This is a genomic window from Microbacterium soli (assembly GCF_039539005.1).
In the GTDB taxonomy this organism is placed as follows: domain Bacteria; phylum Actinomycetota; class Actinomycetes; order Actinomycetales; family Microbacteriaceae; genus Microbacterium; species Microbacterium soli.
In genome coordinates this window covers 2,120,928-2,144,612 of record NZ_BAABCP010000001.1, presented here as the reverse complement: position 1 = coordinate 2,144,612, position 23,685 = coordinate 2,120,928, and the positions used below count along the sequence as shown (strand labels likewise).

24 protein-coding genes and 1 tRNA gene are annotated in these 23,685 nt (G+C 69.8%); 11 read left to right on the top strand and 14 right to left on the bottom strand.

Annotated elements, in window-relative coordinates:
* Positions 1-2 precede the first annotated feature (2 nt).
* Positions 3-191, bottom strand: a complete 189-nt coding sequence (locus ABD770_RS10095; protein WP_344819426.1) for a hypothetical protein — start codon at positions 189-191, stop codon at positions 3-5.
* Positions 184-3,840: an AAA family ATPase gene (locus ABD770_RS10090; protein WP_344819425.1), complete on the bottom strand. Its 3,657-nt coding sequence runs from the start codon at positions 3,838-3,840 to the stop codon at positions 184-186. Before ABD770_RS10090 ends, ABD770_RS10095 begins: the two co-directional genes overlap by 8 nt.
* Positions 3,841-4,079: 239 nt before the next feature.
* On the opposite strand from ABD770_RS10090, the gene ABD770_RS10085 reads away from it, so the two are divergent.
* Positions 4,080-4,619 (top strand): methylated-DNA--[protein]-cysteine S-methyltransferase, encoded by a 540-nt coding sequence (locus ABD770_RS10085; protein WP_344819424.1) that lies wholly within the window; start codon positions 4,080-4,082, stop codon positions 4,617-4,619.
* 121 nt (positions 4,620-4,740) lie between these two features.
* Here the strand turns inward: ABD770_RS10085 and ABD770_RS10080 are convergent, their stop codons facing one another.
* Complete coding sequence (locus tag ABD770_RS10080) at positions 4,741-4,917, bottom strand: hypothetical protein (protein ID WP_344819925.1); 177 nt, start codon at positions 4,915-4,917, stop codon at positions 4,741-4,743.
* Positions 4,918-5,124: 207 nt separating this feature from the next.
* A complete protein-coding gene (locus ABD770_RS10075; protein WP_425562763.1) occupies positions 5,125-5,226 on the bottom strand; it encodes a DUF485 domain-containing protein in 102 nt (33 codons plus the stop codon).
* A 332-nt stretch (positions 5,227-5,558) separates the two neighbouring features.
* Between ABD770_RS10075 and ABD770_RS10070 the strand changes: the two genes are divergently transcribed.
* Both ABD770_RS10070 and ABD770_RS10065 read left to right on the top strand, forming a co-directional pair.
* On the top strand, positions 5,559-6,410 hold the full coding sequence (locus tag ABD770_RS10070) for a LuxR C-terminal-related transcriptional regulator (RefSeq protein ID WP_344819423.1): 852 nt from the start codon (positions 5,559-5,561) through the stop codon (positions 6,408-6,410).
* An 84-nt stretch (positions 6,411-6,494) separates the two neighbouring features.
* Positions 6,495-6,836 (top strand): histone-like nucleoid-structuring protein Lsr2, encoded by a 342-nt coding sequence (locus ABD770_RS10065; protein WP_344819422.1) that lies wholly within the window; start codon positions 6,495-6,497, stop codon positions 6,834-6,836.
* Between the two features lie 136 nt (positions 6,837-6,972).
* On the opposite strand, the gene ABD770_RS10060 is transcribed toward ABD770_RS10065, so the two are convergent.
* From ABD770_RS10060 to ABD770_RS10045, 4 genes are all read right to left on the bottom strand, one after another.
* Positions 6,973-7,046: transfer RNA gene (locus ABD770_RS10060), tRNA-Arg, on the bottom strand.
* Positions 7,047-7,079: 33 nt separating this feature from the next.
* Complete coding sequence (locus tag ABD770_RS10055) at positions 7,080-7,577, bottom strand: HNH endonuclease (protein ID WP_344819421.1); 498 nt, start codon at positions 7,575-7,577, stop codon at positions 7,080-7,082.
* A 301-nt stretch (positions 7,578-7,878) separates the two neighbouring features.
* On the bottom strand, positions 7,879-8,595 hold the full coding sequence (locus ABD770_RS10050; RefSeq protein WP_344819420.1) for a M23 family metallopeptidase: 717 nt from the start codon (positions 8,593-8,595) through the stop codon (positions 7,879-7,881).
* 345 nt (positions 8,596-8,940) lie between these two features.
* Positions 8,941-9,642, bottom strand: a complete 702-nt coding sequence (locus tag ABD770_RS10045; protein WP_344819419.1) for an iron-dependent transcriptional repressor DtxR — start codon at positions 9,640-9,642, stop codon at positions 8,941-8,943.
* Between the two features lie 110 nt (positions 9,643-9,752).
* Here ABD770_RS10045 and serC point away from each other — a divergent pair, with 110 nt between their 5' ends.
* Positions 9,753-10,859, top strand: a complete 1,107-nt coding sequence (serC, locus tag ABD770_RS10040; RefSeq protein ID WP_344819418.1) for a phosphoserine transaminase — start codon at positions 9,753-9,755, stop codon at positions 10,857-10,859.
* Positions 10,860-10,902: 43 nt separating this feature from the next.
* Here the strand turns inward: serC and ABD770_RS10035 are convergent, their stop codons facing one another.
* Complete coding sequence (locus tag ABD770_RS10035; RefSeq protein WP_344819417.1) at positions 10,903-11,436, bottom strand: DUF3027 domain-containing protein; 534 nt, start codon at positions 11,434-11,436, stop codon at positions 10,903-10,905.
* Positions 11,420-11,800: a cold-shock protein gene (locus ABD770_RS10030; RefSeq protein ID WP_344819416.1), complete on the bottom strand. Its 381-nt coding sequence runs from the start codon at positions 11,798-11,800 to the stop codon at positions 11,420-11,422. Before ABD770_RS10030 ends, ABD770_RS10035 begins: the two co-directional genes overlap by 17 nt.
* A gap of 125 nt (positions 11,801-11,925) precedes the next feature.
* Here ABD770_RS10030 and ABD770_RS10025 point away from each other — a divergent pair, with 125 nt between their 5' ends.
* The 4 genes from ABD770_RS10025 to ABD770_RS10010 all read left to right on the top strand — a co-directional run bounded on the left by ABD770_RS10025 (position 11,926) and on the right by ABD770_RS10010 (position 16,577).
* Complete coding sequence (locus ABD770_RS10025; RefSeq protein WP_344819415.1) at positions 11,926-12,201, top strand: multidrug ABC transporter ATPase; 276 nt, start codon at positions 11,926-11,928, stop codon at positions 12,199-12,201.
* 4 nt (positions 12,202-12,205) lie between these two features.
* On the top strand, positions 12,206-13,891 hold the full coding sequence (locus ABD770_RS10020; protein WP_344819413.1) for a helicase-associated domain-containing protein: 1,686 nt from the start codon (positions 12,206-12,208) through the stop codon (positions 13,889-13,891).
* Positions 13,892-13,952: 61 nt separating this feature from the next.
* The gene (locus ABD770_RS10015) at positions 13,953-15,593 is read left to right on the top strand and encodes a DNA repair helicase XPB (protein ID WP_344819412.1); all 1,641 of its coding nucleotides are present in this window, start codon (positions 13,953-13,955) and stop codon (positions 15,591-15,593) included.
* 108 nt (positions 15,594-15,701) lie between these two features.
* Positions 15,702-16,577 (top strand): hypothetical protein, encoded by an 876-nt coding sequence (locus ABD770_RS10010; RefSeq protein ID WP_344819411.1) that lies wholly within the window; start codon positions 15,702-15,704, stop codon positions 16,575-16,577.
* A gap of 8 nt (positions 16,578-16,585) precedes the next feature.
* Here the strand turns inward: ABD770_RS10010 and ABD770_RS10005 are convergent, their stop codons facing one another.
* Positions 16,586-16,741 carry a hypothetical protein gene (locus ABD770_RS10005; protein WP_344819409.1) on the bottom strand — a complete coding sequence of 52 codons (156 nt, stop codon included), beginning with the start codon at positions 16,739-16,741 and terminating at the stop codon, positions 16,586-16,588.
* A gap of 114 nt (positions 16,742-16,855) precedes the next feature.
* Between ABD770_RS10005 and ABD770_RS10000 the strand changes: the two genes are divergently transcribed.
* From ABD770_RS10000 to ABD770_RS09990, 3 genes are all read left to right on the top strand, one after another.
* Entirely contained in the window at positions 16,856-17,548 is a 693-nt protein-coding gene (locus ABD770_RS10000) for a response regulator transcription factor (protein WP_344819408.1), read from the top strand.
* 14 nt (positions 17,549-17,562) lie between these two features.
* Positions 17,563-19,278 carry a sensor histidine kinase gene (locus ABD770_RS09995; protein WP_344819406.1) on the top strand — a complete coding sequence of 572 codons (1,716 nt, stop codon included), beginning with the start codon at positions 17,563-17,565 and terminating at the stop codon, positions 19,276-19,278.
* Between the two features lie 115 nt (positions 19,279-19,393).
* Positions 19,394-19,681, top strand: a complete 288-nt coding sequence (locus tag ABD770_RS09990) for a WXG100 family type VII secretion target (protein WP_344819405.1) — start codon at positions 19,394-19,396, stop codon at positions 19,679-19,681.
* An 82-nt stretch (positions 19,682-19,763) separates the two neighbouring features.
* Here the strand turns inward: ABD770_RS09990 and groL are convergent, their stop codons facing one another.
* The 3 genes from groL to ABD770_RS09975 form a co-directional block, all read right to left on the bottom strand.
* Positions 19,764-21,383: a chaperonin GroEL gene (groL, locus tag ABD770_RS09985; protein ID WP_344819404.1), complete on the bottom strand. Its 1,620-nt coding sequence runs from the start codon at positions 21,381-21,383 to the stop codon at positions 19,764-19,766.
* Between the two features lie 128 nt (positions 21,384-21,511).
* Positions 21,512-22,102 carry a LytR C-terminal domain-containing protein gene (locus tag ABD770_RS09980; RefSeq protein WP_344819403.1) on the bottom strand — a complete coding sequence of 197 codons (591 nt, stop codon included), beginning with the start codon at positions 22,100-22,102 and terminating at the stop codon, positions 21,512-21,514.
* 65 nt (positions 22,103-22,167) lie between these two features.
* Complete coding sequence (locus ABD770_RS09975; protein WP_344819401.1) at positions 22,168-23,682, bottom strand: FAD-dependent oxidoreductase; 1,515 nt, start codon at positions 23,680-23,682, stop codon at positions 22,168-22,170.
* Positions 23,683-23,685: the final 3 nt, after the last annotated feature.

Below are 23,685 nucleotides of genomic sequence, written 5' to 3'. Positions count from 1 at the left end.
GCTCAGTAGTGCGGGGGGACTTCGCGCAGCATCCGCTCGTCATTGGGTCCGTGGTCGCCCTTCACACCCGCCCTGCGCTCCTCGCGCACGTGCGGCTCCGACGTCGTTCCGGGCACCCGCGTGAGCCGTGCGCGGCGGGCGCCCGGCACCCGCTCGACGTGCTGGCGGTCGCTCCCGTCGTGCTCACTCATCGATATCGAGCGGCTGGGTGTCCTGCTCGGCGCGGACCGCATCCTCCTCGATGCCGAGGACCGTGGCGATGCGTCGCGCGACCGTCGCCGGGTCGCTGTAGAGATCGAAGGCGTGCACACGCACATAATGCCACCCCAGGCGCCGCAGCACCTGCGGCCGCAGCCGGAGACTCTCCCGCAGCGATTCCCCCTGCGACTCCGGGTCGGATTCGATGACGACCGCGCGCCCGTCGTGCTGAGCCACCAGCGGCAGCAGGCCCCGGTAGTCCACATCCACGGATGCGCCGAGCCTGCGCAGCTCCCGCGCGAGTGCCAGCGTGAGAGGGTCGGCGAGGTCCTCCAGGCGGGCATCCCTGCCCCGCGCCGCCAGACTTCCGAGAATCGACATGAGAGTCGCGGCGCCGTGCTCGAGACGGCCCTCGTCGAAGGCGGAGGGGCGGATGCAGGAGACGATCACCATCGATCGCCGGGCCCGGGTCATCCCCACCGTCAGCAGCCGCTCACCGTCCTCCTGCGACAGGTCGCCGAAGTCGCTGAGCACTCTGCCATGCCTCGTCAACCCGAAACCGAGGGAGAAGATCACCCTGTCGCGACTCTCCGCCACGGATTCCTCGAGCGTCAGCACGGCGAAGGGCTCCGCCGTGTCACGTCCGACGAAGTCGGCGACGTCCGCACGAGCCGTGAACGCGGATGCCACCGCCGCACGCACCCGCTCGGCGTGCCTCCTGCTGGCTGTGACGACCATGAGCGACTCGGTCGGGCGGTTGACGGCGTGCTCGACGACGAGGGTCACCACACGCGCCACCTCGGCATCCGGACTCTCCACCGCTCCGGAGACCGGATCGGGGTTGCCCACACCGCCCTCGACGTAATCGACCGTCAGGCTGCCACGCCCGAGATAGGAGCCCGCCCACGGCAGCGAGGAGATCTCACCGCCGTAGAAGGCGTCGTTGATGAGCTCCGCGAGATCCTCGCCTCCCGCCCGGTAGCTGCGGGTCAGGGTCATCACCTCGAACAGGTCGGCAAGTCGCTCGAACACCGAGACGTCGTCAAAGGGCACCTCCGGCTCCCAGTCGGCATCCGGCAACGTCGCCACGGTGAACGGCGTCGGCCGCTGCGTGACCGGATCCCCGAAGGCGACGATCTGCCGAGCGCGGCGGATGGCCGGGGCGGCTTCGGCGAGGTTGACGGCCGCGGCGTCCGCGAGCAGAACGGCGTCGAACTCCACGGACTCGGGAATCTCGGGGACCTGGTAGGGCGAGGCGATCCACACCGGCGCCAGCACGCGCAGCAGGTCGGGAGCGAGCGCGGCGATCTCGGCCGCGCTCGCCTCCCCCTGCTTGAGCGCGCGCCGCAGGTTCACCGCCTGCTCCGGCTCGTCCACGAGCGCGATCCGCCACTGGTTCGCCAGACTCCACGCCAGCAGGGGGCCGGCCATCGCCGTGTGCGCCTCGTCCACGAGGCGGAAATCGCGCTCCAACCGATCGACCACGGACGTGTTCGCGCCCAGCAGCGAGCGGTTGTCCTGCAACGCGCGCTCGAGCAGCGACTGCCACCACGCGAACTCCAGCTCGTCGGCCACGCGCTCCTCCGGCACGTGCCGCACCGACAGGTCGGCCAGCAGCGGCCGCAGGCCCAGACCGGAGAGCGTGTCGCGGATTTCGGCGCGCTCGACGAGGTTGTCGAAGACCGCGCTGCGCGCCGCCAGTCCGGACAGGGTCCGCACCAGTCGTGCCACGGGCAGCGCCGCCAGCGGCTCCCGCCGCCCCAGTGCGGCGTCGAGCTCGGCCAGCTCCGCGGAGACCCGCTGCCACGCGACGTGCACATCGGAGAGCCCCAGCGGAACCTGAGGCGCGACGCCGGCGTCGACGCGGTCCTGCCACTGCGAACGCTGCTGCTGGATGCGCAGCAGCGCGGCGTGCATGTCCACGACCTGCGCGCCGGGGCGCACGTACTCGCGAGCGAGTCGTTTGAGACGGCGACGGTTCGCCGACGACATGCCGGGGGCGTCACGGCGCGGACCGTGCGCCTGGATCAGCTCGCCCAGCGGGCGCTCGAACACCGTGGGGCTGAACCGGTCCAGCGATTCCCGGATGCCGCCCAGCAGCCGCAGATACTCGCCGAGCTCGTCGATGGTGCCGAACGGGCGCATGCTGGTCTGGGCGATCAGCTCGTAGCCGCGCTCGAGCAGCGACGGCACATCGGCGTCGTGCAGCTTCTCGGCGAGCGCGTGCGCCTGCTGAGCGGCCTCGGTGCTCTCGAAGCTCACGCCGTACCACGGCGAGTCGCCGGGGCCGAAGCGGAACTCACCGAGCCGTGCCGCGCGGGTGAGCGCCCGTGCGGCCTGATCGCGGTCGCCGGCGAGGCCCTCCAGCGTCTGCATCGACAGCCGCGCACCGGTCGACGGCGGCACGGGGAGCGAGGCGAGCCTGGTGAGCTGCCTGGTCGCGTCCAGCACGGATGCCCCCGTGCGGCCGACCTGCCCGGTCAGGGCCGCCCGATAGTCCCGCAGCACGGTGCGCAGCCGCACCAGGGCCTCGTCGATCTCGGTGGCCTTGGGCTGGGTGGCCTTCTCGCTGCGGGCGATGGCGCGGATCAGATCGCGTCTGACACCGGTCGGGGACACGGCGAGCCCGTCCAGCCCGATCCCCGCCAGCCGATGTCTGACGCCGTCCAGCGTCGAGCGCCTGGTCGAGACCACGAGCACGCGTCTGCCCGCTCGGACGAACGCGCCGATGGCGTTGATGACGGTCTGCGTGCCGCCGGTTCCCGGCAGCGTGGCGACGACGAGGGAGCTCCCGGCGGCGATGCGCGCGAGCACCTCCTCCTGTTCGGCGTCCGCATCCAGCAGCAGCGTCTCCGCCGCGGGCGCGCGGTCATCCGGACCGGGCACGATCGGCGCCTCGCCGCGCGCCGAGACGCGCTCGCGGTCGCCGACATGACCGCCGAGCGCATTGAGGACCGGGTGGTCCAGATCCACCATGTCGCGGACCATCGCCCCGGAGACGTCGGCGAAGGTGGAGACCACGAGTCTCGGATGCACGGCGAAAGTGTCGATGGAGTGCGTGAGCGCACGCAGCTGGTCGATGACGGGCTGCGGCTTGAAGATCCCGCCGTCATAGGCGAGCGCGGCGAGATCCGTCGGATCCAGCGTCAGTCCGAAGTGGTCGCGCACCACGCGGACGAGCTCCGGGTTCACGACGAACGCGCCGTGGAGCTTGAGTTCGAAGTCGGCGTGATGCCGCCGGATGCCCAGCGGGCGCAGCAGCACGGGCGCGGAGAAATCCGCCCCGCCGATGCGCCAGCGCGCGATGCCCACGGCCAGCCGGACGGCGTCGATCCCCCGGACGGTGCGCAGCTCCGTGTTGCGGGAGACGATGCGCTCGGCCGCCAGGCGCGCCGTGCGCAGGCCGACCTCATCGCGGAACAGGTTCGACAGCAGCGTCGAACGTCCTGTGATGAACTGCGGCAGACTGCCCGGATGCGCCTTGGAGATGTCGATGCCCGCATCGGGTGCATCCGTGAACGTGATGAGCGGAGACGGACCGCCCAGGTCGGCGGCCTCCGCACGCAGCACCGTCCGCGCGGCCTCGGCGGCGTGGGCGATGCCCACACCCGTCGAGGAGTCGCTGAGCTCACCGAGATTCATCGCGGCTTCCTCTCCCGCGTCCCCGGCGCCCTTCGCCTCTCGTCGCCACACAACTCAAAGCCTAAGCGCGACACGCCCCAGGCCCGGTATCCCGGGCCGATTCATGCGGATTGACGCCGCCTGCGGCGAGAAGGACCCGGACACTCATCCGTTCTGCACAGCCGGGGCATCCCGTCGAGTTGTCCACTTCTCCCGGCGGCGGCCGACGGAACGGACCCGCCGGAGCGGATGATGGGGGCATGAGCTTTCGACACGACTTCGTTCCCACGCCGTTCGGCGACGCTCTGGCGGTGTTCTCGGATGTCGGCATCGTCAGTTTCGATCTGTCCGAGTCGGAGGATCCGCATGTGCCGTGGCTGCTGGAGAGTGTCAGCCGACGGCTCGGTGCCGTTCCCGACGAGGAGCCGGGCACCGGTGACGAGCTGGCGGACCTGTTGGCCGCGTACTTCGAGGGCGAGCCGATCCGATTCGATGAGCACGTGAGCTTCGACTGGCGGCTGACGACGGGCTTCACACGAACCGCTCTGCAGGCCGTGTGCGAGATCGGCTGGGCGGAGACGATGAGCTACGGGGAGGTGGCCGTCGTCGCCGGGAGTCCCGGCGCCGCGCGGGCGGTGGGCACGGCGTGCCGTCTCACGCCGTTCTCGGTGATCGTCCCCGTGCACCGCGTGATCCGTTCCGACGGCACCCCCGGACATTACGGGGCGCACCCCGAGCGGAAGCGCTACCTGCTCGACCTGGAGCGGGAGGCATCCGCCGCTGCGGCGGGCGCCCTGTGATGACGGAGTCGGAGTCCGGTGTGCAGGCCACCGGACTCCGACTCCGCTGCCCGCCGGCAGCCTGGTGGCGCACCGCCTTCTCCGCCCCGAATCCAGCGAGCGCACCCCCATCTCGACCATCTCAGCGGCGAGCGCACGCGACTCCTTCGTCTTCGCCGTGATCGTGCCCCGTGCCGTGCTTGTCGCTCTTGATCGTGTTCGAGCGGATGTCGTGCGCGAACGAGGCCGCCGCGGTGATGGGGAGACCGACGGCGACCGCGAGGATCGTGGCGAAGGCGCCTGCGGAGATGAATCCCATCGCGAAACCGTTCTGCGTGCCCCCGAAAGAGCGATCCGTCGCGTAATAGTCCGCGGCGTCTTGTTGTTGCGACCGGCGCGGATGACGATGAACAGCGTCACCGCCATGAATCCGGCGAAGACCGCGATATATCGAGGATGGGATCATTCTCGACGGCCTCCCCCGCCGGGATGGTCGCGTTCACGAATTCGCCTCGACGTTCTCGAGTTATGCGCGGATCTCCTCCGCCACAGGGTTCAGTTTCCTGTTCGCGAACGACACATACCGCATGGCGATCGCGAACGTGGTCACGAATTGGCCGATCCCCAGGAGAAGTCCGCCGGTGATGTCATCGGAAATCTCTGGATCTTGAAATCCGGGGCGAATGCCACGAGCCGCACAGAGGCGAAAGATCAGATCAGGAAGAACACCGCGAGAGGGAAGACGAATGAGCGCTGCATCCGCTTCAGAGCCTGGAACCTGTCCGATTCCTGAACCGAGATGTCGTCGTTCTCTCCACGGGGTCCGTCATCTGTCCGATCCGTCGTGAGACCTCCTTGCCGCACATCGGGACCATGTGACCGCGTCACGCGGGGTGATATCGTCGACGCTACGAACGGGGCGACGAGGTCGTCGCCTCCGAAAGTTGGTATTGGCTGAGCATGAGCACGCAGTTCGCATCCGTCGGCGAGCTCGTCGCCGACGGCGTGCGCGAATTATCCAGACGCACCCGCTTCCCCGTCGCCTTCGGCGGCCTCATCGAGGACGGCGAGGTGTCGGTGACGACCATCGTGGGCAATCGCACGCATCACCTGGACGGTCTGCACGTGCGTCCCGAGCGCGGACTGGGCGGGCGGGCGATGATCGAGCTGCGCCCACGCATGACCAACGACTACCGCACCTCCCAGCAGATCACGCACGATTATGATGTATTCGTGCTGGGCGAGGGCCTGCGCACGCTGCTGGCGCTGCCGATCGTCGTGGACGGACGCCCGCGCGGCGTGCTGTACGGCGGCGCCTGGGAGCAGTCTCGGATCGGCGGGGTGACGGCGGCCCCCGCGATGGCGGTCGCCGACCGCATCGCGACCGAGTTGCGCGTCCGCGACGAGGTCGAGCGGCGTCTTCGCGAAGCCGCTCCTCCCCCGCCCGCACTGAACACTCGGCAGAGGGAGGAGCTCCGGGAGAGCTTCGCGGAGCTGCGGAGCATCGCCTCCGGTCTCGCCGACGAGTCGCTGCGCGCGCGCATCGCGGCTGTGGAGCAGCGATTGATGGAATTCACCTCGCCCGCTCCGCGTCCGGCGTCCGCCGTCGAGCCGGCGGTGCACCTCTCGCCCCGGGAGCTGGACGTGCTCGCGTGCGTGGCCGTGGGTTCGACCAATTCCGAGATCGCCGCCCAATTGGGTCTCCGCGAGGGAACGGTCAAGGCGTATCTGGGTTCGGCGATGGGGAAATTGGACGCTTCCACACGGCTCGCGGCCGTCGCGCATGCACGACGCGCGGGCCTCCTGCCCTGATTCCCGGAATTCACTCTCTGCGAGATCATTCGATATTCGTGTCCGTGCTTGTTCCGCACGTATTCGTGACATACCCTTATCGGCATGGCTCGACGAATTGTGCATCAGCTTGTTGATGATATCGATGGGACTCTGCTGGAGGCCGGAGAAGGGGAGACCATCCGTTTCTCTCTGAACGGCGCCGCATACGAGATCGATCTGACGAATTCCCATGCGGAGGAGTTGCGGGAATCTCTCGCACCCTATATCAGGGCCGGGCGGCGCGCCTCCGCCGGAAATGTCCGTGCCGCTGCACCCCGACGCCGAGCCGCCCGCAATTCCGAGGTCAGCGAGATCCGGGAATGGGCGAAGTCGCAGGGATTGAACGTCTCCGAGCGCGGGCGCATCTCCGCCGAGGTGATGGACGCCTACCGCGCCGCGCACTGACAGATCGCGGTGATGACAGGTCTCCTCCGTGGACGGCCGGCCATGACCGCCTCCTGCGCCCCGCCCGGCGGGGCCCTCTGTCGAGGAGACTGGACGGCGAAGGACGCCACCCTGAGGGTGGCGTCCTTCGCCGTCGTGCCCTCGACAGGATTCGAACCTGCGACCTGCCCTTTAGGAGAGGGCCGCTCTATCCGACTGAGCTACGAAGGCGCAGGACAAGTCTAGTGTGCGACAGTGACGTGCTCACGCCGCGAGCGCCAAGTACGGCTCCCATCGCGGGTCTCCGCGCTCGGCGCCGCGCACCGTCCAGGCGCTCCCCCGGGGCGGCCTGGGCGTCAGCCTCAGCTCCCAGCCCATCTCCTGCGGGGTGCGATCGCTCTTGAGGTTGTTGCAGCGCAGGCAGCAGGCGACGAGGTTCTCCCAGCTGTCGACTCCGCCACGCGACCTCGGCAGGATGTGGTCGATCGTGGCGGCGCTCCTGCCGCAGTACCCGCAGCGATGATCGTCACGGCGCAGCACGCCGCGTCGCGTGACCGGCACCCGCCTGCCCGAGGGGATGCGCACGTAGCGACTGAGGAGTATCACGACAGGCCGGTCGTAGGATCGGCGGCCCGCGCGGACCGGATCGCCCTCCACGTGCTCGATGACGCTCGCTTTCTCGTTCATCACGAGCACCATGGCTCTCTTGAACGAGACCACCGTGAGTGGCTCGTATCCGGCGTTCAGGACCAGTGTGCGCATCGTCGTCATCCTCTCGATCCGGCCAGGATGGCTTCCCGGCGCTGTCGACTCACACGACGCCGTGCGGATGGCAGATGATCACAGGGGCGAGAAAAGGCGCTGTCTCAGAGACAGCGCCTGCCGCGCTCGACGGAGTCGAGCCGTCCCTGCGGGCGATGCCGGAGAACGAGACGACCGAGCGCATCCATGGTTCGGATGCCCGGCAGCTGTTCCATCGGCTTCTCCCGCCCGTACGACGACGGCTACAGGCTAGCCCATCCAGGTGAACAGCGCGGGAACCGCGGCCGTGTCGAGGATCGGATCAACCGGCGTTCGCGCGCAGCCAGGCGATGGGCTCGACGAGCGACCCGTTGACCCTGACCTCGAAATGCAGGTGCGCACCGTAGGAGCGGCCGGTGTTGCCGACCTTACCGATGAACTGCCCGGGCTGGACGACCTGTCCGACCTGCACGGCGCGTGTGCCGTTGGTCATGTGGCCGTACAGCGTGGAGACGCGCTGCCCGCCGACGACGGAGTCGATGACGATCCCGACGCCGTAGCCGTAATAGCTCTCCGTGGAGACGCGCACCACACCACCGGCGGCGGCGAAGATCGGGGTGCCCGCGGGGGCGACCATGTCCGCGCCGTTGTGGCCGCTGCCCAGCGTGCGGCTGACGTAGTACGAACCCTGCGGAAGCGGGTAACGGACCTCGCCCGACCCCGCCGCGACCAGGCGCAGGTCGGCGTCGCTGAGACGGCTGCCGCTGGAGGCCAGCCGCGCGGCCGCTGCGGCGCGCTTCTTCGCCGCTTCCTCGGCCTTCTTCTTCGCGATCTCCTCCGGGGTGGTGGCGGAGTACGTGCTGCGCTCGATCGGCGCGGTGGTGGCCTCGGAGGCGACCACGAGCGACTGCGCCTCATCGACGGCCATCTGCTGCAGCGTCGCAGCCTCGGGCTGCACCGAGCTGGTGGCCGCATAGGCGGGAAGTGCGACGGCGGCGACGAGGGCGCCGACGGCGGCGAAGATCGCCACAGTGCGCATGGGCTTGACGCTCGAGCGAGATCGTGGAGTGCGGGGCGTCCGCCGCTTCGGAGCGTCGGGGGTCTCGTTCGTGGCGATGTCTGCGGCCAAAAGGAATTCCTCCTGCGCCTCCGCGCTCATTCGGGTGGGCGCCGGCTCGTCGGCAATAGTCGTTTCTCGGGCACGTATGTCACACGGCACGTTGTGCGAACTTTCTCACGGAGATGACGAGCCAGGGAGGCGTTCTCCATGATCACCACCGACGGGCTTCTTCGTCGATGACCCCAACGAGGTTACCGGAAGATAACGTTTCTGTCACCTTCACGATTCGACGGTCCGTGCCGGCGACTCCGGAACGACGGGCGATCAGTCCTTCTCTCCCACGAGGAAGATGTGAGACGCCAGCTCGACCGGCAGCTCCAGCCCCTCGTCCCGACCCTCCATCAGGATCAGCACGTACCCCTCGTTGTAGCGGTACTCGCCCCGCGCGCCGGGAACGACGCCTGCGTCCCGGAGCTGCTCGAGCAGCTCCGGGTCGACCTGCGCGGGCTCGGCGAGACGACGGACAGTGCCCTGGATCGGCCCGCCCGTGGCATCCAGCTTCTTCACGAGACCGATCACGCCGTCCTCGAACGAGCGCGTCGGGATGTCGCCGAGCTGATCGAGGCCGGGGATGGGGTTTCCGTAGGGCGACTCGGTCGGATGCCCCAGCAGCTCCACCAGGCGCAGCTCCACCTGCTCGCTCATCACATGCTCCCACCGGCACGCCTCTTCATGCACGTACGCCCAGTCCAGACCGATCACGTCCGAGAGCAGGCGCTCGGCGAGCCGGTGCTTGCGCATCACGTCGACGGCCTTGCGGCGCCCCGCGTCGGTCAGCTCGAGCCGCCGGTCCTCCGAGACCACGACGAGGCCGTCGCGCTCCATACGGCCCACGGTCTGCGACACGGTGGGACCGGAGTGTCCCAGACGCTCGGAGATGCGCGCCCGCAGGGGGACGATGTTCTCCTCCTCGAGTTCGAGGATGGTGCGAAGATACATCTCCGTCGTGTCGATCAGATCAGCCATACCGGGTCCTTCGAGTCTCGTCAGGCAAGCCTACCTTTTCCCCCGGCCCGATCGCCGATCCGGGCGTCATGCGGTCGGCGCGGCATCGGCCGCCACCCTACAATCGACCCATGGCGATCGAGATCCCCCGCGAACTCCTGCCCGTCGACGGACGCTTCGGCTGCGGCCCGTCCAAAGTGCGCCCTGCGCAGATCGAGGCGCTCGCCTCGGTCGGTGCGAGCCTGCTGGGCACGTCGCATCGGAAGACCCCGGTCAAGAATCTCGTCGCCAGCGTCCGCGAGCGCCTGTCGACGCTGTTCGGCCTTCCCGAGGGCTATGAGATCATCCTCGGCAACGGCGGCTCGACGGCCTTCTGGGACGCCGCCGCGTTCGGCCTGATCGAGCGCCGCAGCCAGAACCTCGTCTTCGGTGAGTTCGGCGGCAAGTTCGCCAAGGCCGCGGCCGCCCCCTGGCTCGAGGCCCCGGACGTGCGCCATGCGGAGCCCGGGTCCCTCGCCGCCGCCGAGGTCGTGGAGGGCGTCGACGTGTACGCCTGGCCGCACAACGAGACCTCCACAGGCGTTGCCGCCCCCGTGCAGCGGATCGCCGCCGACGGGGCTCTCACCGTCGTCGACGCCACGAGCGCCGCGGGAGGCATCGATGTCGACATCGCCCAGGCAGACGTCTACTACTTCGCTCCGCAGAAGAACCTCGGCTCCGACGGCGGACTGTGGTTCGCCGCCGTGTCGCCGGCCGCTGTCGAGAGGATCGAGCGGATCGCCGCATCCGACCGGTACATCCCCGAGTTCCTGAGCCTGAACAACGCGCTCACCAACTCCCGGCTCAGCCAGACGCTGAACACCCCCGCCATCACGACGCTGCACCTGCTGGACAGCCAGTTGGACTGGATCCTCGGCAACGGCGGGCTCGAGTGGGCCGCCCGCCGGACCGCCGTCTCATCGGGTCTGCTGTACGACTGGGCCGAGGCCACCTCGGTGACCACGCCGTTCGTCTCGGAGCCCGCCCATCGTTCCCCCGTCGTGGCGACGATCGACTTCGACGGCGTCGACGCGGCCGCCATCGCGACGGCGCTGCGCGCCAACGGCATCGTCGACACGGAGCCGTACCGCAAGCTCGGCCGCAACCAGTTGCGCATCGCCACGTTCGTCTCGATCGATCCGGACGATGTGCGTCAACTGATCCGCTCCATCGACTTCGTGCTCGAGCACCTCGGCTGACGCCGCGGCGCCCGATCTCGGCGCCGCGGTGCGGACGAGGAGGTCACTCCTCCTCGTCCGCACCGCCCTGATCATCGTCGCCCTCATCATCGCTGCGGGCGTCCTCGTCGAGTTCGTCGATGTCCACACCGTCGAGGTCACCCGCGTGCAGCAGATCGCTCACGTCGTGATCGTCGTCATCGTCGTCATCCTCATCGCCGTCCGCGGCCTCATCGCCCTCGGGCGCGTCGTCGCCCGCTGCGGCGGCCTGGGCCGCGAGCTCGGCCTGATGCGCGCGATACTCTGCCAGCCGCTCCGCCCACGGCACCCAGTCCGGAGCCAGCAGCGCGCCGTCTCCCGGCATGAGCTCGACCTCGAGCACGGTCGGCTCGGCACCGTCCAGCTGCGCGACGGACACCGTCCAGTACCACCCGGGGTACCCGGGGAGTCGGTTCTCGAAACGCAGCGAGAGCGCACCGCTCTCCTCGACGACGTACCCGGCCGGAGGACCCACCGTGGACGCGGGCGTGATCTCGTGCAGCGCGGCCAGCGCGAGCTCGCGCGCCGCGACGGCCAGGTCCTCAGGCGTCGAGGTCATCGGCTACCCTGCGCAGGACGGCGGCGACCTTGCGGCTCTGCCCCGAGGACGGATAACGGCCGCGACGCAGGTCCCCGCCCACCTCATCGAGCAGGCGCACCAGGTCCTCGACGATGATCGCCATGTCGTCGGCGGGCTTGCGGGTCGCCTTCACGATGCTCGGCGGCGCATCGAGCACGCGGACCGAGAGCGCCTGCGGACCGCGTCGACCGTCGGCGAGCCCGAACTCCACCCTCGTGTTCTTGCGCACGGAGACGCCTGCGGGAAGGGCAGAGGCGTGCAGGAAGACGTCCCGGCCGTCATCGGATGCGATGAAGCCGAAACCCTTCTCGTCGTCGTAGAACCTGACCTTGCCGGTGGGCATGGGAGAACCTCGCTGAAATCGACCGTACTGATGACGCGCGGCGGCGCGACTCCACCAGCCTACCCGCCTCCCGCGGGGACACAGCGATGCCTCGTGACCCTGCACGGCGAGATACGCTGAGGGGGATGAGAAAGCAAGACGACAGTCCCGAAGCGGCGATCGGCCGACTGGACCGCTACCTCGCGTACACGGCGCTGGCCCTGGCCGCGGCATCCATCATCTGCTTCTTCGCCATCATCATCGGCACGGCGACGGGCATGGACCAGGCTGCGTTCGGCACCGGCGTGTGGCCCTTCCTGGCCGCTGTCCCGCTGTTCGGCCTCCCGCTGGCCTTCCTGCTGATCATCGCGCTGCTCGTGATCACCTTCGTGCGCAGGGGACGCGCGAACAGGCGGGGCTGATCCGATGAGCACGCACGCCCGCCCGCTGGCCGATGGACTGGCCGCGGCGAGCGATGCGGAGCTCGCCGCGCTGCTGCGAGTGCGCGGCGTGCGCCCCGATGCGGACTGGAACGACTTCTTCGACGCCGCCGAGGCGCTGCTGGAGCCCGCCTCGATCGAACGGGGGCTGGCGGCGCTCACCCGCGACCAGGCGCGTGCTCTGGTCGCCGCGACGCGGGGCGGTGCGGATGCCGGGGACCGGGCCCTGCTCGTCGGCACCGGCCTCCTCGATGCGCAGGGCCGCGTCCCGGCTCCGGTGGCAGCGGCCGTGGCCGCGCACCCGGAGGTCTCCGGCGCCGTGCGGACCGAGGAGCGATCCGCCTCCGACGCGGAGGAGGCACGGGCCGCCGAGCTCGCCTTCACGACCGTCGGAGCCCTCGCCGACCTGCTGCTGGTCGCACAGGCGACGCCGCTGGCGCTCGTCGCGACCGGGGCGCTGAGCGCCACAGAGAAGCGTCGCCTCGCCGTGCAGGACGACGTCGACGACCTGCGCGTTCTCGCCGAGCTCACCGGGCTCGCACAGCCCGTGGACCGCGAGTTGCGCGTGACCGGGACTGCTGAAGCGTGGTTGGCGGCCTCGTTCGGCACCCGGTGGAGCCTGCTGGTGACCGCCCTGCGGGACGCCCTGCCGGCCGGTGTCCGATCGGGCGCGGGCTGGCTCCCGCCGGACGCCTGGGAGGGCGCGCATCCGTGGGACGACGCCTGGCCCGACCGGGCGCGTGGGCTCCAGCGCCTCCTCGTGCTTCTGGGCCTGCGCACCGAGGACGATGCGGAGCCGTCCTGGGCGAGACCCGCGCGCCAGGGCGACCGTGTCGAGACCGCCGCCCTGGAAGCCCTGCTGCCGACGGAGGTCGATCGGATCTTCCTGCAGAACGATCTCACGGCCATCGCTCCCGGTCCACTGCAGCCCGCCCTCGACACCAGGCTGCGCAAGATGACCGAGCACGAGTCGACGGCTCAGGTGTCCTCCTACCGGTTCACCCCCGACTCCATCGCACGCGCGCTCGTGGATGGTGAGGACGAGCAGAGCATCCTCTCGTTCCTGCGCGAGCTGTCGCTGACCGGTCTGCCCCAGCCGCTGGAGTACCTCGTCTCGCAGACGGCAGCCCGGCACGGCCTCGTGCGCGTGGGCCCCGATCCCACCGGCGGCACGATCGTGGCCAGCGTCGACGCCCACCTGCTCGAGGCCATCGAGGTGGACCGCAATCTGCGCCCGATGGGCCTGGTCCGATCCGGCGACCACCTGGTCTCCCGAGTCAGCGCGGAGACCGTCGCATGGGCGCTGTCGGACGCCCGCTATCCGGCCACACTGGTCGACCGGTACGGGACGACCGTCGCCTCGCGGCGGCGCCGCGTCGCGCCCGCGGCGCCGGCGGATCCCGAGGACTACGCCGAGCTGATCGCCCGGCTGAGACTGCGGCAGGGACCGGATTCGGACGCCGCCTGGCTGGGGCGCGAGCTGGAGGCCGCCGTGCGAGCGCGAGCGCATGTGCTCGTCGAGGTGGCGATGCCCGACGGCTCGACGAGGCGGCTGACGCTGGAGGCCGCCGGCATCGGCGGCGGCCGGCTGCGAGGGCGTGATCGCACGGCCGATGTCGAGCGCACGCTTCCGGTGCGCAGCATCCGCTCGGTGCGCGTGCTGGAGAGCTGACCGAGCGGAGCGGCGCCGGGCCGGAGCGGCACCAGGGAGAGCGGCGGTAGACTGATCAGCTATGTCTGATGGCCCCCTGATCGTCCAGAGCGATCACACCGTGCTGCTGGAGGTCGCGCACGCCGACGCCGAGTCCGCGCGTCACGAGCTGGCGATCTTCGCCGAGTTGGAGCGGGCCCCCGAGCACATCCACACGTACCGGATCACCCGGCTCGGGCTGTGGAACGCGCGGGCGGCCGGTCATACGGCCGAGGAGATGCTCGGCACCCTCGAGCGATTCTCCCGCTTCCCCGTGCCGTCGTCCGTCGCCGTCGACCTGCGCGAGACCGTGAACCGCTATGGACGTCTGGTGATCGAGCGGGATGCTGAGGGCGCGCTGATCCTGCGCTCCGACGACGACGCCGTCCTGGCCCAGGTGGCGGGCGGAAAGCGCATCCAGCCGCTGCTGATCGGCCATCCCGCGCCCGACAGGTACGTCATCGACGCGTGGGCGCGCGGACAGATCAAGCAGGAGCTGCTGAAGCTCGGCTGGCCCGCCGAGGACCTCGCCGGCTACACGCCCGGCACCCCGCTCGAGATCAACCTGGACGAGAACGGCTGGTCGATGCGCCCCTACCAGAGCGCGGCCGTGGCTGCTTTCGCCCAGGAGGGCTCGGGCGTGGTGGTGCTGCCGTGCGGCGCGGGCAAGACCATCGTCGGTGCTGCCGCCATGGCCGCCACCGGAGCGACGACCCTGATCCTCGTGACCAACACGGTCTCGGCACGGCAGTGGCGCGACGAGCTGCTCAAGCGCACCACGCTCTCCCCCGACGACATCGGCGAGTACTCCGGCCAGGTCAAGGAGGTCAAGCCGGTCACGATCGCCACCTACCAGATCCTCACTGCGAAGCGGAAGGGGCAGTACGCCCACCTGGCGCTGCTGGATGCCCTGGACTGGGGGCTCATCGTGTACGACGAGGTGCATCTGCTGCCCGCTCCGGTGTTCAAGCTGACCGCCGACCTGCAGGCGCGACGGCGCATCGGCCTGACCGCGACGCTGGTACGCGAGGACGGCCGCGAGGGCGACGTGTTCAGCCTCATCGGCCCCAAGCGGTTCGACGCCCCGTGGAAGCAGATCGAGGCGCAGGGCTTCATCTCCCCCGCCGCGTGCTACGAGGTGCGCGTGGATCTGCCGCCCAGCACCCGCCTGGAGTACGCGGCTGCGAGCGACGACGAGCGCTACCGGCTCGCGGCATCCGCACCGGCGAAGATCCGAGCCGTGCGCGAGCTGATCGCCCAGCATCCCGACGAGCGCATCCTCGTGATCGGACAGTACCTGGATCAGCTCGACGAGCTGTCCGAGGCGCTGAACGCGCCGCAGATCACCGGCTCCACGCCCGTGGACGAGCGCGAGGAGCTGTACCGGCAGTTCCGCGAGGGGGAGATCTCGCTGCTCGTGGTCTCGAAGGTGGCGAACTTCTCGGTAGACCTTCCCGAGGCATCCGTCGCCATCCAGGTGTCCGGATCCTTCGGATCACGCCAGGAGGAGGCCCAGCGGCTGGGCCGACTGCTGCGGCCCAAGCAGTCGAACCACACGGCGAGCTTCTACACCCTCATCGCACGGGACACGATCGATCAGGACTACGCGCAGAACCGGCAGCGTTTCCTCGCCGAGCAGGGGTACAGCTACACCATCATGGATGCGACGGATCTGGCGGCCTGACCGGCCGATCATCACGAGTTCGCAACGCCGTGAGACCTCCGGCGGGGATGTGACACTCTGCTGGTGAGACACCCTGCCGACGACGGCGATGGCGCCCGAAGGAGGATCATGCGGACTCGAACAGCCCTGCCCGTGCTGCTGGCGGCACTGGCGCTGCTCGCCGGCTGCGCGGCGGACCCCGGGCACGCCCCCGGTCCCGCGCCGACCTCCACGACGCAGGCCGGGCCCGTCCACGGCGCAGGGCCGGGCCCGTTCATCATCCGGCACGACGGCGCCGAACTGCGGCTGATGCCGCACACCTTCTGCTCGAAGGGCGGATGCGTGGATGGGGTCGACCCCGATCCGCCGTCGATCGGCGCCCCCGCAGAGCTCCTCGTGGCCTTCCCCGACGAAGGCTTCGACGAGCTGATCGCCACGCAGATCTCCGACGGCGACATCTGCACGGGACGGACGGTCGTGGCGGAGGTGAGCGACACCGGCGACGGCTGGTGGCGGGTGCGGCCGGCCGGGCCCGCCGGAGACTACCGGCTGTCGCTGTTCGCGCGCGGCAGCGCCGGCGATGCCGCGGCGGATCTGCTGTGGACGACCCCGGAGGACCGTCCGCTCCCGGACGCCACAGCCTCCCTCGCGCTCATCGCCGACCATGACGGGGTGCCGGACTCGTACGGCGTGGAGCTCATGGTGCAGAACCTCGCGGATGCCCCTGACGAGGCCGGCGCGAGGATCACGGTCACGACCGCGGACGGGGCGTCGCACGTGGTCGCCCCGGCGCGCAGCACCGAGTGCACGGGCGAGGGGGCGCTGCTGTTCCAGGCATCGGCCGAGGAGGGCAGGCGAGCGGCGGAGTTGGGCGGGTTCCCCTTCGACTATCGCGTGGAGCTGACGATCGACGGGCGGACGCACATCGGCACCGGGACGTACCCGGACGACGCCCCGCCGCAGGAGGTCGCGGTGCCGCTGGTCTTCGACGTCCCGCTGCGCTGATCCGCGTCTCAGACGGTCGCGGGCCGTTCAGGGGGTCGTGGCTCCTCACCCGGTCGCAGACCGCAGCGCCAGCACGGCGCCGCCAGGTCGTCGAGCAGGGCGCCGCACTCCGGGCACACCTGCGAGAGCCAGCAGGCGCTGTCGCCGCCCTCGTCGTCATCCATGGCTCGGATGCTACCCCTGCGGAGCCCGGGAACGGTAGGTCCCGGCGCATCGGGCTCTCCCGCACCTCCGAAGGCAATCAGCCCATGCAGGGGTGAAGTCACCATAATGGGGGCATGACTGATGCGCGCATCCTGGTCGTCGATGACGAGCCGAACATCCGCGACCTGCTCTCCAGGGGTCTCAGCTTCGCCGGATTCAAGGTGAGGACAGTCGCCAACGGCGCGGCCACCATCTCCGCCGTCCTCGAGGAGGAGCCGGATCTCATCATCCTCGACGTGATGCTTCCCGACATGAACGGCTTCAGCGTGACCAAGCGTCTGCGCGGCGCGGGTTTCACCGCCCCCATCCTCTTCCTCACCGCCAAGGATGACACGCAGGACAAGATCGAGGGCCTCAACGCCGGCGGCGATGACTACGTCACCAAGCCGTTCGCGCTCGACGAGATCGTCGCACGCGCGCAGGCGATCCTGCGCAGGACGATGCAGACCGACGAGGAGTCGCTCATCCGCGCCGGCGAGCTGTCGATGGATCAGGATACCCACGACGTGTTCGTCGGCAGCACCGCCATCGAGCTGAGCCCGACGGAGTTCAAGCTGCTGAAGTACCTCATGCTCAACCCGAACCGGGTGCTGTCGAAGGCGCAGATCCTCGACCACGTCTGGGAATACGACTTCAACGGCGACGCCGGCATCGTGGAGAGCTACATCTCCTATCTGCGGCGCAAGATCGACCCGCACACCGAGGAGTCCGTCATCCAGACCAAGCGCGGATTCGGATACATGCTCAAGGTCGGCAAGTCCGCCTGAGCACGAGGGCGGGGATGACGAACGGATCCGACTCCGTCACCCGGTGGTGGCGGCGGATCAGCCTGCGCGCGAAGGTGACCGGCGTCACCGTCGCCGTGCTCGTGCTCGGCCTCATGGTCGCGGGCATCGGAACCGTCCCCATCCTGCGCAGCGCCATGATCAACAACATCGACGCGCAGCTGCCCGCGCTGGCCACGAGCGGACAGGCCGATCGGTTCTTCGACGTCTCCCCCGTCGACGGGCAGCTGCGGTTCGATCCCGCGTCGGACGCCCCGCGATCGACCGACGTCGTCGTCGCGTTCTACCAGGCCGACGGCACGCCGATCGCGCAGGCGGGAGGCCAGTCCGCCGAGCGCCGGCCGGACTTCCCCGAGACCTTCACCCTGCAGCGCGCGAAAGCCAGGGAGGACCAGATCATCCCGCTGAGCGGGCCGGACGGACTGGAGTTCCACGCGGCGGTGTCGCCGCAGCCGGCCCAGACCTCGCAGAGCCTGCTGTACGTGCAGGTCGTCGCGCTGCCTCTGGAGGAGGCCGACCGCATCGTCGGCACCTATGTGGCGGTGTACACGACGGTCGCGCTCATCATCGTGCTGCTGGCGGCGCTGCTCATCCGCGGGCTGGTGACCCTGACGTTCCGGCGGCTGGGTCACGTGGAATCCACGGCCATGGCCATCGCCGCCGGGGACTTCAGCCAGCGGCTGACGGACCTGGAGCCGACCACCGAGGTGGGGCGACTGAACTCCGCCATCAACACCATGCTGGACCGCGTGGACCGCTCCCTCGCGCAGCGCGACCGCACCGTGCAGAACATGCGCCGGTTCATCGGCGATGCCAGCCATGAGCTGCGCACGCCCCTGGTGAGCGTGCGCGGGTACGCCGAGTTGTACCGGATGGGTGCCATCAGGGGCGATGAGGACACCGCCAGGGCCATGGAGCGCATCGAGAAGGAGGCGATCCGGATGGGCGTGCTCGTCGAGGACCTTCTCGCCCTCGCACGCCTGGACGAGGAGCGCGAGAAGGAGCTTCAGATCACCCCCATCGATCTGCGGCCGGTGGCGCGCGATGCGGCGCTGGACCTCCGGGTCGCGTCGCCCGGGCGCACCATCACCGTGATCGACACCACCGCCGATGCCGGGGAACCCGCACCCACCCGCCCCGCGGGCCCGCCCGCCACGACTCCCCCGCCATCGCCCCCCGGCCGCGCCGCGCGCCCACTGGGCCGGCTGCGGCGACGGGCCAGGACCGCCCCCGCGCCCGTCGTGCCGTCGATCGACTTCACTGAGGCGACGGATGCTCCCGTGCGCACGCCTCCGATCGTGCTGGGCGAGGAGAACAAGGTGCGCCAGGTGGTCACCAACCTGCTGGGCAATGCCCGCCGGTTCTCCCCCCAGAACGGGCCGATCGAGATCGTCGTGGGTGCGGACCGTCGCCGCGGCATCGGCACGATCGCGATCGTCGACCACGGCGAGGGCATCCCCCCGCAGATCCGCGAGCACATCTTCGAGCGCTTCTGGCGCGCCGACACGTCCCGCGCGAGGGAGACCGGCGGTGCCGGACTGGGGCTGGCGATCGTGGCGTCGATCGTGGAGTCGCTGCGGGGTTCGGTGCGCGTGGAGGAGACCCCGGGCGGCGGGGCGACGTTCATCGTGTCGCTGCCGCTCGCCCCGCCGCAGGCGACGCCCGCGCATCTTCTCGAGGAGACGCAGCCGCTGGACAAGCTGGATCTCTGAGCCCGTTGGCCCTGCACAATCGGCGATGCGCGCCGGTTGTGCACGGATGCCGGGATCCCCGCCTCCCGAGCGATCGTGAGCTTCTAGTGTCGGAAGCCCATCGAGAGGAGATCCCATGTCCGTCTTCACCGTCGACACCGACGCGGTCCTTGCGGCGCATGGCGCCGCCCGCGGCACCATGGAGCGGCTGCAGAGCGAGTCGGCCGCGCTGATGACGCAGTTGACCCAGCTGCAGTCGTCCTGGACCGGTTCGGCATCGCTGGCTTTCCAGCAGTGCAGCGAGCAGTGGCGCGGTGCGCAGATGCACGTCGAGCAGGTGCTGGCATCCATCAGCACCGCGCTGGGTTCGGCGGCGAGTCAGTACGCCGACGCGGACCAGTACTCCGCGAGCCTGTTCCACTGATGTGCCACCGGGTTCAGCGCCCGTAGGACGCGGAACGCCCCCTGTCGGAGCAGGGGGCGTTCCGTCTGTCGATCAGCCGGACTCAGAAGTCCATGCCGCCGCTGGGGTCTGCGGCCGGAGCGGCCGGAGCCTTCTCGGGCTTGTCGGCGACGACCGCCTCGGTGGTGAGGAACAGGCCGGCGATGGACGCCGCGTTCTGCAGCGCCGAGCGGGTGACCTTGGCCGGGTCGATGATCCCCTGTGCGAACATGTCGCCGTACTCGCCGGTGGCCGCGTTCAGGCCCTGGCCGGCCGGGAGCTCGGACACCTTGTTCGAGACGACACCCGGCTCGAGACCGGCGTTGAGGGCGATCTGCTTGAGCGGAGCCTCGATGGCGACCTTGACGATCGACGCACCGGTGGCCTCGTCGCCGGAGAGCTCGAGACCCTCGAGCGCCTTGGCCGCCTGGATCAGCGCGACGCCACCACCCGCGACGATGCCCTCCTCGACGGCGGCCTTCGCGTTGCGGACGGCGTCCTCGATGCGGTGCTTGCGCTCCTTGAGCTCGACCTCGGTGGCCGCACCCGCCTTGATGACGGCCACGCCGCCGGCGAGCTTGGCGAGGCGCTCCTGGAGCTTCTCGCGGTCGTAGTCGCTGTCGGTGTTGTCGATCTCGCGTCGGATCTGCGTCACGCGGCCCTCGATCGCAGACGCCTCTCCGGCGCCCTCGACGATGGTGGTCTCATCCTTGGTGATGATGACCTTGCGCGCACGCCCCAGAAGGTCGAGCGTGGTGTTCTCGAGCTTGAGACCGACCTCTTCGGTGATGACCTGGCCACCGGTGAGGATCGCGATGTCCTGCAGCTGAGCCTTGCGGCGGTCACCGAAGCCGGGGGCCTTGACGGCGGCCGACTTGAAGATGCCGCGGATCTTGTTGAGCACGAGCGTCGCGAGGGCCTCGCCCTCGACGTCCTCGGCGATGATGACGAGCTCCTTGCCGTCCTGGATCACCTTGTCGACGACGGGCAGCAGGTCCTTGATGTTGCCGATCTTCTGGTTGGCGATGAGGATGTACGGGTCCTCGAAGACGGCCTCCTGGCGCTCCGCGTCCGTGACGAAGTACGGGTTCAGGTAGCCCTTGTCGAAGCGCATTCCCTCGGTGAGCTCGAGCTCGGTGCCGAACTGCTGCGCCTCCTCGACGGTGACCACGCCCTCCTTGCCGACCTTGTCGATCGCCTCGGCGATGAGCTCGCCGATCTCGGAGTCGGCGGCGGAGATGGACGCGGTGGCGGCGATCTCCTCCTTCGACTCGATCTCCTTGGCGCTGGCGAGCAGGTCGGTGGTGATGGCCGCGACGGCCTTCTCGATACCGCGCTTGAGGGCGATCGGGTCGGCGCCGGCTGCGACGTTGCGCAGACCCTCGCGGACCAGAGCCTGAGCGAGGACGGTGGCGGTGGTCGTTCCGTCACCGGCGACGTCGTCGGTCTTCTTGGCGACCTCCTTGACGAGTTCCGCGCCGATCTTCTCGTACGGGTCGTCGAGCTCGATCTCCTTGGCGATCGACACACCGTCGTTCGTGATGGTGGGGGCGCCCCACTTCTTCTCCAGCACGACGTTGCGACCGCGCGGGCCGAGGGTCACCTTGACGGCGTCGGCCAGGGTGTTCAGGCCGCGCTCGAGGCCGCGACGGGCCTCCTCATCGAAAGCGATGATCTTTGCCATGAGTCTTTCGTCCCTCCCGGACGTAGGCGATGAATTTAGCACTCAGGGTGATCGAGTGCTAATACTCAGTCTGGCACTCGACCCATGAGAGTGCAAGCCGTCGGCAGTCGGAGTTCGCCCAGCGCGGATCAGCCCGCCGGAGTCTCCTCCCCGCCGCCCGGCGAGGGCTCCGCGGTCTCCACCCGGTCCATGCCGATCACGACGGTCAGCTGGGGGGACCCGCTGACATTGAGCGGCGCGTAGTGGTCGCTCTGCTCGGCCTTCACACCGCCCAGCAGCTCGGCCACGCCCAGTGCCGCCGCCTCGTCCGCCTTCTCCACGTAGAACACCGTCGTCTCGGGGAACTCCGACGTCGACCCTCCGTTGCCGAGCACGTCCGACTCCTGCCATCCGTGGTCGATGAGCGTCTTCCGGACGGTGGCGACGGCACCGGCCTGGGGCGTGGCGTTGAGGATGAGCACCCGATAGGAGGTGTCGACCTCGGCCAGCACGCCCTGCGTCTGCTGGGGCTCGGCGGGCGCGGCTGTGCCGAACGGGTCGATCCTGCCCATCAGCACGAGGGAGATGAAGATGCCCGCGGCGATGAGCACCAGCGCGATCGCTGCGGACCACAGCAGGGTGACCGGGCCGTTGATGCCCGGCTGCTCGGCGCGGTGCGCACCGACGCGCCCTCCGGTGCGGGGGACGTCGTCGAATCGGTCGCGGGGAGGCTGGGGCACCCCTCGATGCTAACCGTTCTTCCCCGGCGGATCGCGAACGGACAGGCGAGGGAGGACCGCCGATCTCAACGAGCCGATGGCTCCCCTCGGTCGATCGCCGCGAGGTGGTCGGAGATCATCCGCAGATCGCCGCCGTCGGAGATCATGCCGATATGGCCGTCGGGACGGATCAGGACGAGGGCGCCCTCGCGTGCGCCGTACGCAGCGGCGAGCTGGCCCGCGGCATCAGCGATCTCGCCGATCCGGGTGGGCTCTGCCACGACCTCCAGCGTGTCCAGTCCGAGGGACGGCGCGGCGACCCCCGCGACCGGGCCGAAGCTCAGCAGCGTGAACCGGCCGCCGGCGGTGAGATCGAAGAGGCGATGCATGCCGTCGACGCCGCGCAGCCCGGTGGCGTCGGGCGCACGGTCTCCGGCGCGCAGCAGAGCGTCGCCGCCACGGTCGTCGCGCGAGAGCCATGAGCCGCGATAGCCGACATCCAGCTGCAGCGTGCCCGCAGTGCGTCCGGTCGACATGCCGCCGCGCGCGATCGTCCGCGCCAGCCGCGCGTCGGAGGCCGCGAGCACTCCGGCGGCGATCGGCCGACGCTCGGCCTCGTAGCTGTCCAGCAGCTCCGGCGCAGCGCCTCGCGCGACCGCCGCGAGCTTCCAGCCGAGGTTGTGGGCGTCCTGGATGCCGGTGTTCATCCCCTGCCCGCCGGCCGGTGAGTGGATGTGCGCGGCATCACCGGCGAGGAGGACGCGACCGTCGCGGTAGTGCTCGGCGAGGCGCGCATTGGCGCGCCAGAGTGTCGCCCACTCCGGCTCGTGCAACCGGAGGTCGCCGCGGCCGGTGCGCTGCTCGAGGATGGTCTGGAGGTTCACCAGGCCGAGCCCGGGATCCTGCCCGGGAGCGATGCTCGCCTGATACTGGAACAACTCGGTGGACGGCAGGGGGCACAGGGTCACCATGCCCTCCGGATGCCGCCACATGTGCCAGGCGTCCCGGTCGAGCCCATCGACCGCGATGTCGGCGACGATCATCCGGATCTCGTCACGCGTCTCGCCCACGAAGGCGATGCCGGACTGCTTGCGGACGATGCTGTGGCCGCCGTCGGCGCCGACCAGCCAGTGCGCCGTGATGGTCTCGGTCGTGCCGCCCACGGCGACCGTGGCCGTCACCCCGGCATCCGTCTGCTCGAACGCGGTCAGCGCGGTGCCGAACTCGACCACGCCGCCGAGTTCGACGAGCCGAGCGCGCAGCGCCTCTTCGACGCGCCACTCCGGGATGGTCAGACTGGTCGTGTACGGGATGTCGGGGCGGTTCCTGAGCTCGGCGGGCTCACCACCGCCGACCTTCACCGCACCATCCGGTCCGGTGGAGCGCATCGGCATCGCGAAGCGGCCGTGCGCGATCACGCGGTCGGCGATCCCGAGATCCTCGAACACCTCGATCGTGCGCGGCTGGACGCCCTTGCCGCGGGAGCCGCGCTGCGGCCCTTCTGCTGCCTCGATCAGGCGGAATGACACGCCGCGACGGGCGAGTTCGATGGCGAGGGTCAAGCCGGTCGGCCCGGCGCCGACGATCAGAGCAGTGGTCATTTC